This is a genomic window from Streptomyces sp. NPDC091412 (assembly GCF_044756885.1).
GTDB lineage: Bacteria > Actinomycetota > Actinomycetes > Streptomycetales > Streptomycetaceae > Streptomyces.
The window spans coordinates 25,790-38,227 of the sequence record NZ_JBIVTV010000017.1; the positions used below are offsets into that span (position 1 = coordinate 25,790).

At 72.4% G+C, this 12,438-nt stretch carries 12 protein-coding genes and 1 pseudogene; 5 read left to right on the top strand and 8 right to left on the bottom strand.

All coding sequences use genetic code 11. The features are described 5' to 3' along the window. The first annotated feature begins 26 nt into the window (after positions 1-26). Complete coding sequence (locus ACIQMV_RS30405) at positions 27-995, top strand: acetylxylan esterase (RefSeq protein WP_402596456.1); 969 nt, start codon at positions 27-29, stop codon at positions 993-995. Positions 996-1,095: 100 nt separating this feature from the next. On the opposite strand, the gene ACIQMV_RS30410 is transcribed toward ACIQMV_RS30405, so the two are convergent. Further along, entirely contained in the window at positions 1,096-2,790 is a 1,695-nt protein-coding gene (locus tag ACIQMV_RS30410; RefSeq protein ID WP_402596561.1) for a peptidoglycan recognition protein, read from the bottom strand. Between the two features lie 38 nt (positions 2,791-2,828). On the opposite strand from ACIQMV_RS30410, the pseudogene ACIQMV_RS30415 reads away from it, so the two are divergent. From ACIQMV_RS30415 to ACIQMV_RS30425, 3 genes and pseudogenes are all read left to right on the top strand, one after another. Then, a pseudogene (locus ACIQMV_RS30415) lies at positions 2,829-3,011 on the top strand (hypothetical protein); the annotation flags it as partial. Between the two features lie 717 nt (positions 3,012-3,728). Further along, positions 3,729-4,877, top strand: a complete 1,149-nt coding sequence (gene rho / locus ACIQMV_RS30420) for a transcription termination factor Rho (protein ID WP_402596457.1) — start codon at positions 3,729-3,731, stop codon at positions 4,875-4,877. 151 nt (positions 4,878-5,028) lie between these two features. Further along, on the top strand, positions 5,029-6,231 hold the full coding sequence (locus tag ACIQMV_RS30425) for a D-alanyl-D-alanine carboxypeptidase family protein (RefSeq protein ID WP_402596458.1): 1,203 nt from the start codon (positions 5,029-5,031) through the stop codon (positions 6,229-6,231). A gap of 49 nt (positions 6,232-6,280) precedes the next feature. On the opposite strand, the gene ACIQMV_RS30430 is transcribed toward ACIQMV_RS30425, so the two are convergent. From ACIQMV_RS30430 to crcB (ACIQMV_RS30450), 5 genes are all read right to left on the bottom strand, one after another. After that, complete coding sequence (locus tag ACIQMV_RS30430; protein WP_402596459.1) at positions 6,281-7,213, bottom strand: glutaminase; 933 nt, start codon at positions 7,211-7,213, stop codon at positions 6,281-6,283. Positions 7,214-7,283: 70 nt separating this feature from the next. Beyond that, positions 7,284-8,120, bottom strand: a complete 837-nt coding sequence (locus ACIQMV_RS30435; protein ID WP_141364145.1) for an undecaprenyl-diphosphate phosphatase — start codon at positions 8,118-8,120, stop codon at positions 7,284-7,286. A 98-nt stretch (positions 8,121-8,218) separates the two neighbouring features. After that, the gene (crcB, locus tag ACIQMV_RS30440) at positions 8,219-8,587 is read right to left on the bottom strand and encodes a fluoride efflux transporter CrcB (protein WP_141364143.1); all 369 of its coding nucleotides are present in this window, start codon (positions 8,585-8,587) and stop codon (positions 8,219-8,221) included. Then, positions 8,584-8,964 carry a DUF190 domain-containing protein gene (locus tag ACIQMV_RS30445; protein WP_402596460.1) on the bottom strand — a complete coding sequence of 127 codons (381 nt, stop codon included), beginning with the start codon at positions 8,962-8,964 and terminating at the stop codon, positions 8,584-8,586. The genes crcB (ACIQMV_RS30440) and ACIQMV_RS30445 overlap by 4 nt, the downstream gene beginning before the upstream one ends. Beyond that, positions 8,961-9,422: a fluoride efflux transporter CrcB gene (gene crcB / locus ACIQMV_RS30450; protein ID WP_402596461.1), complete on the bottom strand. Its 462-nt coding sequence runs from the start codon at positions 9,420-9,422 to the stop codon at positions 8,961-8,963. The genes ACIQMV_RS30445 and crcB (ACIQMV_RS30450) overlap by 4 nt, the downstream gene beginning before the upstream one ends. Before the next feature lie 347 nt (positions 9,423-9,769). Here crcB (ACIQMV_RS30450) and ACIQMV_RS30455 point away from each other — a divergent pair, with 347 nt between their 5' ends. Beyond that, the gene (locus tag ACIQMV_RS30455) at positions 9,770-10,114 is read left to right on the top strand and encodes a VOC family protein (protein WP_401774706.1); all 345 of its coding nucleotides are present in this window, start codon (positions 9,770-9,772) and stop codon (positions 10,112-10,114) included. Positions 10,115-10,178: 64 nt separating this feature from the next. Here ACIQMV_RS30455 and ACIQMV_RS30460 read toward each other — a convergent pair whose 3' ends face one another. Next, positions 10,179-10,586 carry an SseB family protein gene (locus ACIQMV_RS30460; RefSeq protein WP_141364137.1) on the bottom strand — a complete coding sequence of 136 codons (408 nt, stop codon included), beginning with the start codon at positions 10,584-10,586 and terminating at the stop codon, positions 10,179-10,181. A gap of 209 nt (positions 10,587-10,795) precedes the next feature. Next, positions 10,796-11,884: a PP2C family protein-serine/threonine phosphatase gene (locus ACIQMV_RS30465; protein WP_401774607.1), complete on the bottom strand. Its 1,089-nt coding sequence runs from the start codon at positions 11,882-11,884 to the stop codon at positions 10,796-10,798. Positions 11,885-12,438 lie beyond the last annotated feature (554 nt).

Consider the following 12,438-nt stretch of genomic DNA (forward strand, 5'->3'; position numbering starts at 1 on the left):
CAGTCTCTTCGCGAAGGCGGTTGTTGATGGCCCTGTTCGACCTTCCCCTCGACGAGCTCCGCGAGTACCGCAGTTCGTCCGTCGAGCCCGAGGACTTCGACGCCTTCTGGTCCAAGACGCTCCAGGAGGCCCGCGAGCACGACCTGGACGCCCGGTTCGACCTGGTGGACACGGGACTGACGACGGTGAAGGTGTACGACGTGACCTTCGCCGGATTCGGCGGGCACCCGGTCAAGGGCTGGCTGACGCTGCCCGCACGGGTCGACGCGCCGCTGCCGCTGGTCGTGGAGTTCGTCGGCTACGGCGGCGGGCGCGGCCTGCCGCACGAGCACCTGCTGTGGGCGTCGACGGGCCGCGCGTACTTCGTGATGGACACGCGCGGGCAGGGCAGCGCGTGGGGCGGCGGGGGCGGCACCCCCGATCCGGTCGGCGGCGCCCCTGCGTACCCCGGCTTCATGACCCGCGGTCTGGACGCGCCGGAGAACTACTACTACCGCCGGGTGTTCACCGACGCGGTGCGGGCGATCGAGACGGCGCGCTCGCACCCGCTGACCGACGCGGGGCGGACCGTGGCGATCGGCGAGAGCCAGGGCGGCGGCATCACGATCGCGGTGGGCGGCCTGGTGCCGGACCTGGTCGCGATCGCGCCGGACGTGCCGTTCCTGTGCGACTACCCGCGCGGGACGACGCTGACCGACCGCCACCCGTACCGGGAGATCGGCCTCTACCTCAAGACCCACCGCGGCCGCGCCGAGGACGCCCTGCGCACACTGTCGTACTTCGACGGCGTGCACTTCGCCACCCGCGGCCGCACGCCCGCGTTCTTCTCGGCCGCCCTGGAGGACCAGACCTGCCCGCCGTCCACGGTGTTCGCCGCGTTCAACGCCTGGGCGCACGAGGACAAGCGGATCGAGGTGTACGACTTCAACGACCACGAGGGCGGCGGCCCGTACCAGGAGGCGGCCAAGCTCCGCTGGCTGCGGTCGTACGCCTGACGCCCACGGCGTCATCCCTGAAACGCCGAGCCCGGCAGCCGCTGGTGGGCGGCTGCCGGGCTCGGGTGTTGCCCGCACCGGGTGGGTGGGGGCGGGACGGCTACTTGATGTAGACGAGGCCGTCCGTGGTGATGGTGGGGCGGCCGGAGGTGCCGACCACGACGATCTTGACGGTGTGCTTGGCACTGCTGGACCAGGTCTTGGTCCAGATGGCCTGCCGGTACTGCGTCGCGGAGGACTTCAGGTCCACCGTGGCGACCTTGGTGCCGTCGACGTAGACGTAGGCCTGGCCGGAGGTCGAGGCGCGGGAGACCACCCAGGCGGCGGAGCGGCCGGTGAAGGTCCAGGTGAGACTGGCGCCCTTGGAGCCACTGGAGTACGACTTGCCACCGAGGTAGCTGCTCGACGAGCGGGTGGTCCAGCTGCCGGACTTGGCGGCGGAGCTCTCCTGGAGGATCACGGGCGTGTACGACGCGGACGACGTACGGGAGTTGCCGGCGTAGTCGTTGGCGCGCATCGACCAGGTGGAGGCGGTGCCGGACTTGGCGGTGCGGGCGGAGCTGGTGGTGGTCGGGCCGAAGGTGGCCGTGGTCGGGGACAGCAGCTGCACGGAGCGCAGGGCCGTGTCGTCCGTGGCCTTCCAGCTGAGAGTCACCGGGACGGCGGCGGTGTTGACGGTGCCGCCGCGCAGGGCGAGCTTCGGCGTGGTGGTGAAGGTCGGCGCGGTCGTCTCCGCCGCGACGTTCAGCGCGGCGGTGGTCGTGGTCTTCCCGGACTGGTGCACGGCCCGTACGGCCACGGTGTGCTTGCCCGCCGCCACCGTGGCCGAGGCGGAGGTGGCGGTGCCGGACGTGGTGGCGACCGTCCTGCCGTCCACCAGCAGCTGGAAGTTCTTGATGAGCGAGCCCGGCGTGGTCGCCGTCCACTTCACGGTGAGGGCGCCCTTGGCGTAGTACGTCGAGCCCGACAGGGTCGCGCCGGTGACCGAGGCGACCTTCAGGCCCTGCACCGGACCGGCCGCCCAGGAGCGGATGGTGGGCAGCTGGGCGTACAGGGAATTGCCGGGGCACTCGGTGGCGTAGCCGTCGCGGTGGCCGGAGATCCGGTTGAAGGTGTACGTGCCGCCCGCGGTGAAGCTGGTGCCGGAGAGGTTCCTCTGGGTGGCGGCCGTGGTGAGCTGGACGGTACCGGCGGGGTCGGCGCCGTACTGGCCGAGCTTCCAGGCCGCCACGCGGGCGACGGAGGCCAGCGCGGCGCTGGAGGCGCTGGTGGAGGTGTAGTCGCCGAGCACCGCGATGCCGGTGGACTCCCGGTTCCAGCCGTAGGTGTGGGCGCCGAGGACCGGCAGGCCGACACCGCCCTTGCGGCCCTCGAAGACGGTGCCGCACTTGTCGACCAAGAAGTTGTAGCCGATGTCGTTCCAGCCGTTGCCGCTCGGCTCGGCGTGCGTGTGGAACGCGTAGATGCCGCGCACGATCGACGCCGACTGGTCGCACGTGTAGGCGGCGCCGTCCGTGTGGTGGACGAACACGGCCTTCACATCGGCGTTGTACTCCGACGGGTCGGGGCTGAGCGACTCGTCGGCGCCCCAGCCGGCGCGCGAGACGATCGGCGGCTCGGGGACGGTGGACGGCGGAGCCGTCGGGGTGGCGGGCGGCGGCGTGGTGTCGGCGCTCGTCGGGTCGGTAGTGGCCCCGGCGACGAAGGCGGCCGGCTCGCTCCCGGTGGGAGCCTTGGTCTCGGCGTCGGTCACCACGCCCGGATCGACCAGGTTGACCTTGAGCCCCTTGGGCATCGGGGCGGTGGTGCCGTTCCTGCGGACGATCTGCACCTGAACACCGTCGGAGGGCCCGACCCACAGCGGCTCGGACGCGCCACGCACTCCGCGGCCGGGCTTCTCCAGCGGGTCGGCCTCCAGTTCGAGGTCGCGCCAGGCGCTCCACTCACCGCTCGCCGTGCTCCGGGTACGCACCTGCGCCGTACCGTGCAGCCGCTTGGTGGCACCCGTCCAGGTGACCCCGAGCAGCGAGAACTCCTGGGTGTCGGTGCGAGGCAGTTCACGTCTGGCGTCCGTGTCGCCCTTCAACGCGAGGTCGTAGACCTTCGGCGGACGCTTGGCCCGGCCCGCGGCGCCGTGGTCGCCCGAAGGGCTGGCGACAGCATACGTCACGATGCCCCCGCCCCCGAGGACGACGGCACCGAGCGTCAGCCACGCCCGTCTCTTCATGCTCAGCGGTCGGTACGCATGCGACGTACGACGGCTCACGGCGAATCCACCCCCACAGGCCCGAAACGGCCCAGAGAAGAAAGTCGGGAGGCACACCCGTCACTGGGGTGGCCGGTCCTTTCAGCGCGCCGCGGTCGGCGAACGTCACGGGCAGGCGGCCGGGAGTGGCGTAGATCACTGCCGCCGGAGCGCGGCGGCGCGCTCTTCCGCCGGCGGAACCACCACCGCGCGCGAGCCGGGTGGTATCCTTCGGTCAGCACCTGTGTACGCCCCGTTGTGGGCGCCGGTGCGGTTCTTCATCAGTTCGCCGTGCCGCCGCACCTGTCGCGGTCGGCGCGATCTGTTCTCCCACCCTCTCCGTGAGCGGCGCTCTCCGCCCTGCCGGGCAGCGCGCCGCGACCGAGGTGGTGTCTTCCGCCGGAGGCTGTGCTCCACGCCTCCCTGTCGCGGCTTCTCCTTCCCCCTCGCACACCCCGTGCCGTCCGTCCGCGAAAGGACCTTCGCCCATGACCATCACCCTCGAACGCCCCGCCGCACCGCGGCAGCCGTCCGCGGCCCCCCGCTCCGTCACCGGTGTCCTGGACATCGACGCGACCGGCAAGGGGCACCTGCGCGGCGAGGACTTCCTGCCCACCCCCGCCGACCCCCGGCTCTCCCCCGCGCTGATCCGCCGCCACGGCCTGCGCAAGGGCGACGCCGTCGCCGGCGTACTCGGGCAGCAGCACGCCGTCACCGAGATCACGAGCGTGGGCGGCGGCTCGCCGGACGAGGCCCGGGCCCGGCGCCGCTTCCACGACCTCACTCCGCTGCACCCGCGCGAGCGGCTGCACCTCGAACACCCCGCCGCCGGGCTCACCGGCCGCGTCGCCGACCTGATCGCGCCCGTCGGCAGGGGACAGCGCGGGCTCGTCGTGGCGCCGCCGAAGACCGGGAAGACCGTGCTGATCCAGCAGATCGCCGCCGCCGTCGCAGGCAACCATCCCGAGTGCCGGCTGATGGTGGTGCTGCTCGACGAACGCCCCGAGGAGGTCACCGACATGCGGCGCCGCGTGCGCGGCGAGGTGTACGCCTCCACCTTCGACCGGTCCCCCAGGCAGCACATCGCGCTCGCCGAACTCGTCGTCGAGCGGGCCAAACGGCTCGTCGAGGCCGGCGAGGACGTGGTCATCCTCCTCGACTCGCTCACCCGGCTGTGCCGGGCCCACAACAACGCGGCCGCGGCGGGCGGACGCACCCTCAGCGGCGGTGTCGACGCGGGCGCGCTCCAGGGGCCCAAGCGGCTCTTCGGTGCCGCGCGGTCGGCCGAGGAGGGCGGCTCACTCACCATCCTGGCCACCGCGCTGGTGGAGACCGGATCCCGCGCCGACGACTTCTTCTTCGAGGAGCTGAAGAGCACCGGCAACATGGAACTGCGGCTCAGCCGCGAACTCGCCGACCGCCGCGTCTTCCCGGCCGTCGACATCGACCCCTCGGGCACCCGCCGTGAGGAACTCCTTTACAGCCAGGCCGAGTTGACGGCGGTTCGCGGGCTGCGCCGCGCCCTGCGCAGCCGCGAGGGCAAGGCCGGTCTGGAAACACTGCTGGAGCGGCTGCGCGACACGCCCGACAACGCCACGTTCCTCCGCCGCGTCCAGCCGACCCTGCCCACCGGCTAGGCCCGCCGGCCGGCCGAGCGCTCCGCGCTCCCTCACCACCGCACCCGCTGTGCGTCCGTCAGGGCACGCGCTAGGACATCCGGGTGCTCGCGAACCCCGTTCGGCTCTGGGCAGCGTCACGCCTGCACCGATTTGTCCCTAGGTTTGCGATATGAAGATCAGATTTTCTACGCGCACCACGGTATCGAGCTGCGCGCTCTGCGCCGTGACCGTCCTGGCGCTGACCTCTCCGGTCGCAGCCGTCGGCCCGTCCGGCGGGGGTCCGGGCGCGATAGTGCAGCCGAGGGCGGCGGTGCCGCAGCCGGCCGTGCTGGACGACGAGGGCACACAGGTCCGGCTCCGCAGCGGGGCGCCCGCGGTTCCGGACGTCTCCGCGCTGTCCTGGGTGGTGGCCGACGCCGAATCCGGCGAGGTGATGGCCGCGCACGACGCGCACCGCAGGCTTCCGCCCGCGAGCACGCTGAAGACACTGCTCGCCCTGACCGTGCTGCCGTCCTTCCCCGGAGGCATCCGGCACACCGTCAGCGCCAGGGAGCTGACGGGCATCGGCGAGGGCAGCAGCATGGTGGGGGTCGTCGAGGGCCACACGTACCAGGTGGCCGATCTGTGGCGCGGGGTGTTCCTCAACTCCGGCAACGACGCCGTGCACGTGCTCGCCGCGCTCAACGGCGGCTGGGAGCAGACGGCCCGGCAGATGGAGGCCAAGGCCCGCTCCCTGGGAGCCCTGGACACCACGGTCGTCTCCCCCGACGGCTACGACGCCCCCGGGCAGAACTCCTCGGCGTACGACCTGGCCGTGTTCGGGCGGGCCGGGCTGCGCAACCCCGACTTCGCGCGGTACTGCTCCACCGCGCACGCCTCCTTCCCGGGCAACGGCGGCACGTTCCAGATCGCGAACACCAACCGCCTGCTGACCGGCGCCGGCGGCGTCGCGCCGTATCCGGGTCTGATCGGCATCAAGAACGGCTACACGACCAACGCGGGCAACACGCTCGTCGCCGCGGCCCACCGGGACGGGCGCACTCTCGTGGTGACCGTGATGAACCCGCAGGAGGGTGCGGGCCACGCCGTCTACGAGGAGGCGCGCGCACTCCTGGACTGGGGGTTCGGCGCCGCCGGGCACGTCGATCCGGTGGGCTCGCTCGACGCCCTGCGGCCCGTCTCGCACGACACGTCGACGGGAGCGAAGCCCGGGACGAAGCCGGGAGCGGCCGTCGTGGCATCCGCGGGGGCACCCCGGCCGGCCGAGTCCGACTGGCCGGAAACGGGGACCATCGCGGGCGCCGTCGGCCTGGGCGCGGGGGTCCTTCTGCTCGGCCTGCGGTTCAGGCACAAGCGGGCCTCGCGCGTCTGACCGGCCGACGACCCGGGCACGCTCCGCACGACGTCGCCGGAGACGCCCCTCAGAACACCGACAGGCCGGTGAGGGTCGTGAAGCGGTCCAGGGCCGCCACGCCGGCCACCGAGTTGCCCCGCTCGTCCAGTCCGGGGCTCCACACGCACAGCGCGCACCGGCCCGGTACGACGGCGATGATGCCGCCGCCCACACCGCTCTTGCCGGGCAGGCCCACGCGGTAGGCGAAGTCGCCGGCCGCGTCGTACGTCCCGCAGGTCAGCATGACCGCGTTGACCTGCTTGGCCTGGCTGCTGGTGAGCAGCCGGGTGCCGTCCGCCCTTATGCCGTGCCGGGCGAGGAACGTGGTGGCCAGCGCAAGGTCGGCGCAGGAGGCCGCGATCGAGCACTGGCGGAAGTACTGGTCCAGCAGGACCGGCACCGGGTTGTCCACGTTGCCGTAGGACGCCATGAAGTGGGCGAGGGCCGCGTTGCGGTCGCCGTGCGCGGTCTCGGACGCGGCGACCTCCTCGTCGAAGTCCAGCTCGGGGTTGCCGCTCTCGGCGCGCAGGAAGCTCAGCAGCTCGCCCGCCGCGTCGCCGGTACGGGTCTGGAGCCGGTCGGTGACCACCAGGGCGCCGGCGTTGATGAACGGGTTGCGCGGGATGCCGTTCTCGTACTCCAGCTGCACCAGGGAGTTGAAGGGGTTGCCGGAGGGCTCGCGGCCCACGTGCTCCCACAGTTCGTCGCCCTCACGCGCCAGGTCGAGGGCGAGGGTGAACACCTTGCTGATGGACTGCGCGGAGAACGGCTCCCGCCAGTCCCCCACCCCGTACACCGTGCCGTCCAACTCGGCGACGGCCATACCGAAGGCGCGGGCGTCACGGGCGGCTAGCGCAGGGATGTAGTCGGCGGGGCGCCCGCGGCCGGGCGTGTGCTCGATCTCCTCGGCGATGCGCTCCAGGACCGGCAGATAGGTCGGGGACGACGTCATGATCGCCATTGTGCCTCCCGCCGGTCCCCCTGCGCCGCGTCGGTGGGCCGGGCGGCGGGCCTCGGCCGCCATCCGGTGCTCAGCCGCTGAGGACACCCGTGCCGAGCAGGCCGAACAGCAGCAGGCCGATCAGGATCCGGTAGACGACGAACGCGTTGAAGGAGTGCTTGGCGACGAACTTCAGCAGCCAGGCGATGGAGGCGTAGGCGACCACGAAGGACACGACGGTGCCGACGGCCAGCGGGACGGCGCCCACGCTCGCGCCGAGGGCGTCCTTGAGCTCGTAGATGCCGGCGCCGGTCAGGGCCGGGAGGCCGAGGAAGAAGGACAGGCGGGTGGCGGCGACGCGGTCCAGGTCCAGGATGAGCGCGGTGGACATGGTGGCGCCGGAACGGGAGAAGCCGGGGAAGAGCAGGGCGAGGATCTGCGAGCTGCCGACCAGCATCGCGTCCTTGAAGGAGGTGTCGTCCTCACCGCGCTTGTGCCGGCCCATCTGGTCCGCGCACCACATCACGGCACTGCCCGCGATCAGCGAGCCGGCGACCACCCACAGGGAGCCGAGCGGCCCTTCGATGAAGGGCTTGGCGGCCAGGCCCACCACGACGATCGGCATGGTCGCGAAGATGACCCACCAGGCGAACTTGTAGTCGTGGTGGTAGCGCTCTCCCCGGTTGGCCAGCCCGCGGAACCAGGCGGACATGATCCGCACGATGTCCTTGAAGAAGTACACCAGCACGGCGGCGATGGCACCGACCTGGATGACGGCGGAGAACGCGACGACCGACTTGTCGTCGACGGGGATGCCCATGAGCCCCTCGGTGATCTTCAGATGGCCGGTGGAGGACACGGGGAGGAACTCGGTCACCCCCTCGACGACTCCGAGGACGACGGCCTGACCGACGGAGATGGCGCTCATGGGATCCAGTTCTGGGGATGTTGGTCGACAGTGGTGTAGACACTCTTACGGTGCTGAGGTGACGGTCAGATGACCGGCCTCGGAACCCGCGGCGACCGTCAGAGGCTTCCGGCGATCCACACCCCGGCGAAAGCCGCGCCGAGGCCCGCCGCGACGCTGGCGACGACGTTGGCGAGGGCGTAGGAACCCGCACCGGTCTCGGTGAGCCGCAGCGTCTCGTAGGAGAAGGTCGAGTACGTGGTCAGGGCCCCGCACAGACCGGTGCCCAGGAGCAGTTGCAGGTGCGGCCCGGCGACGCCGGCGGCCGCCGCGCCGGTCAGCAGACCGAGGATCAGGCAACCGGTGACGTTCACCACGAAGGTGCCCCAGGGGAACACCGAGTCGTGCCGGGACTGCACCGCGCGGTCGGTGAGGTAGCGCAGGGGCGCCCCGACCGCGGCCCCGAGGACCACCAGCAGCCAGTTCACGACGACTTCCTGACCTTCCCGCCCGCGTCGCCGGAGCCGGCCGCACGGCCGACGTACCGGATGACCTCGCAGTCGTCGAGTATCACCAGTCCCTCGGCGACCAGTTCGTCCAGTTGCGGCAGGAACGCCCGCACCCGCTCCTCGGTGTCCACGATCACCACCGCCACCGGCAGGTCCTCGCTCATCGACAGCAGCCGCGAGGTGTGGATCAGGGAGGTCGCGCCGAACCCCTCGATACCGCGGAAGACGCTGGCGCCGGCGAGGCCCGCCGCGTGGGCCCGGTGGACGATCTCGGAGTACAGGGGCCGGTGGTGCCAGGTGTCGTTCTCTCCGACGAAGACGGTCACGCGCAGCGCGCTGCCGGTGAGCCTGGTCATCGCTGCCTCCACTTCAGGACGCGGCGGGCCGCCGTCATGGCCAGCCACACCGCCGCGAGGGCCGCGCACGGGGTCGCGGCGAGGTAGGCCAGCCCCATGCGGGCGTGGCCGGAGTCCACCAGCCGCTGGATGTCGACGGCGTAGGTGGAGAAGGTGGTGAAGCCACCGAGCACGCCGGTGCCGAAGAACGGGCGGACCAGGCGGTGGGCGCCCCACACGTCGGTGATGACCACCATGAAGACGCCGATCACCGCGCAGCCCAAGGCGTTGACCCAGAAGATCGCCCAGGGAAAGCCCCCGGCCGGCGTCGGCAGCCACTGCGAGACGGCGTACCGGGCGGTGGCCCCGAGCGCTCCGCCGAGTGCCACCACCGCGACCACCGGCGCCTGCGTCCGCCAGGCACGCCGCCGTACGGGACTGATCCGCGCCCGAAGGCTGTCGGTTTCCGGGACTGTCATGCTCGTACGTCTCCTGCTCGCCCGCGCCCGGACATGCCGGAGCGCTCCTGTGATGCGAGTAGGGACCGTTGGCGGCAGCACTGCCACGGTTAGGTACGGCGGGCCCCACCGCCGCGCCGCGAACCCGTCGCGGCCGGGCTACAGGCTAACCCCACCGGATCCGCACCGCACGCGCCGACGGGGGTGTGTACGGCGAGGCGGGTGACGCTTCCCGGCAACCGGTCAGGATCGGAGAAGCCCCACGCGCCTCCCCGGCCTAGCGTGGAACCACCGACGCACACGTCGGCCCTTCCCTCTGCGGAACGCAGAGCCGAATACCGCCGCATACCGAGGAGTACGCCATGGCCATGACTGCCGGCCTGCAGACGATCATCTACCCCGTCAAGGACCTCGACCGGGCGAAGGCCCTGTTCAGCGCGCTGCTGGAGGTCGAGCCGTACGCCGACGCTCCCTACTACGTCGGTTTCAAGGCCGCCGGGCAGGACGTCGGGCTCGACCCGAACGGACACTCCAAGGGCATGACAGGACCGGTGCCGTACTGGCACGTCGACGACATCAGGGCCCGGCTGGCGGCGCTGGTGGTCGCGGGCGCCGAGGTGCTTCAGGACGTGCAGGACGTCGGCGGCGGCCGGCTGATCGCCTCGGCGAAGGACGCCGACGGCAACCTCATCGGCCTCCTCCAGGACGCCTGAGCCGGCCGCCACCGTGGGGCCGCCGCCGGCCGGCCGGTGGCCCGGCTGTTCCTCGCGGCGCCGCTCAGCCCTGCGGCCGGGCCAGCAGGTTGCGCACCCCCTCCGAGGTGAGCGTCAGACCGTGCGGCGAGCTGGCGTCTATGGTCAGCGACAGGTCGTCGGCCGGCCACTGGGAGGCGAGCGCGCCGAGCGGCACGAGCCGGTAGCGGGAGACGAACGGCAGCAGGTCGGACATCTCCAGTTCGGAGGTGAACACGGGCACCACCGGCTCCCCGCCCGGTTGTTCGAGGACGGGCAGGGCCACCGCCGTGGGGTTGGTGGCGTCCTCCTCGCTCGCGTCGTCGGGCACGGGGACCAGCACGTCGCTGCTCGCGAGCGTGTCCAGTGCCACCGTGTCCTCGGCGTTCTCGGCAAGCACGTCCAGCGCTTGCTGGGCGGGCGTCGGGGTGTTGTCGTTCGCTGGTGTCTGCATGGCGGTTTCCCTGGTCGCGGCAGTCGAGCGGCCCGCCCGGGAGGTGACCGGCCGGGCACGGGCCCTGCACGCGTACCCGATCGCACACGGCGCAATCGCGAGGCGCCCGGAAACCCGCGAGCCGTCCGGCCTGCCGCCGTGACCGATGGCCGGCGACGCACCGCACGGTGCCAGGGCCCGCGAGCCCGGCATGATCCCAACGAGAGGCCCTAAGGGCCGCGGCGGATCGCGACGGCCGCGGCGTCGTCGCCCAGGTGGCCGTGGGTGTAGGCGACGAGGTCGTCGTGCAGCCGGCGCAGCACCAGCCCCGGCGGTTCCGTGACCCAGGCGCCGGCCCGGTCGGCGAGGGGGTAGAAGTCGCCCCGCGCGTTGCGCGCCTCCAGGACGCCGTCGGTGTGCAGGAGCAGTGTGTCGCCGGGCAGGAAGGGGAACGAGGCGACCACGTAGTCCAAGGTTTCGGACAGTTCCCCCAGGCCCAGCGGTGGTGCGACGACCTGCGCGGTCAGGGGGGCGGCGGTCTCCGCGCCGATGAGCAGCGGGGACGGATGGCCGCAGTTGAGAAGGTGCAGCACGGGCTCGCTGTCGGGGATGTCCACGAGCAGGGCGGTGGCGAAGGACTCGTCGGTGTCGAGCATCTGCGCGGTCTGCCACTGCCGGAACTCCCAGCGCATCGCGCCGTCCAGGTGCACGGCCAGACGGGGCAGCGAGGGCCGGCGGTGCGCCGCCGCGCGGAAGGCGCCGAGCAGCAGTGCGGCATGGCTGATCGCGGGCAGTCCCTTGCCCCGTACGTCGGCGATGAGCAGCCGGGTGCTGTGTCCGGTCCGGGCGGCGGCGTAGAGGTCCCCGCCCATGGTGGCCTCGTCCTGGGCGGCGAGGTACAGGCAGGCGATCCGCAGGGGGCCGCTGCGCTCAGGCAGGGGTGGGAAGAGCACGTCCTGGACGGCCTGTGCCACGACCCGGCTCTGCGTCAGCTGGTGCTCGCGCCGGTCCCGGAAAATGCAGAACACCACGATCAGACTCGAGACGATGATCAGCGACGCGACCTGGGCCTGGAGGTTCTGGGTGCCCAGCGTGCCCTGGATGCCCCCGATGAAGAGTTCGGTCCCGGCAGCCAGCGCACCGATCAGGGCGGTGAGCCAGGGCCCGGAGAACGCGGCGGTGAACGCGGGAGCCGCGACCAGCAGCGGGCCGAGGTGCACGTCCGGCGGGGTCAGGGCGTCCACGACGCCGACCACAGCGATCAGTACCAGGGGGATGACGACCAGTACCCGTCCCGATGGTGAACGCCGTAGGTCCATGAGCGACACACGCCATGTTCTCACCCCTGACCCGGACCGGCGAGAGCGTTGGCCTCCGCAGGCGGGGGGTGAGGACGGTGGCCGCGGTGGACGGCGCCGGGGCGCGGGTCCTCCGCGACGCGCGAGGCGCGGAGGACCCCGGGGGGCTCACTTCCGAACCCGGTGTCCGGGTAACCAGTGGCCCGGGGGCGATTCGCCGGGTCCGCCCCGTCCGTGGAACCCGCTCGGCCGCCGCGCCGGCCGGGCTGCCGGATCCACCCGGCCGGTGCGCCGGTCCAGGTCCCACGGATCCAACCGGCCGATACCGGCCCGGGCCCCGCAGATCCACCCCGCCGACGCCCGCCCAGGTCCCACAGACCCACCCGGCCGATGCCCGCCCGGACCCCACAGATCCACCCCGCCGACGCCCGCCCAGGTCCCACAGACCCACCCGGCCGATGCCCGCCCGGACCCCACAGATCCACCCCGCCGATGCCCGCCCGGGCCCCACGGATCCACCCCGCCGATGCCCGCCCGGGCCCCACGGATCCACCCCGCCGATGCCCGCCCGGGCC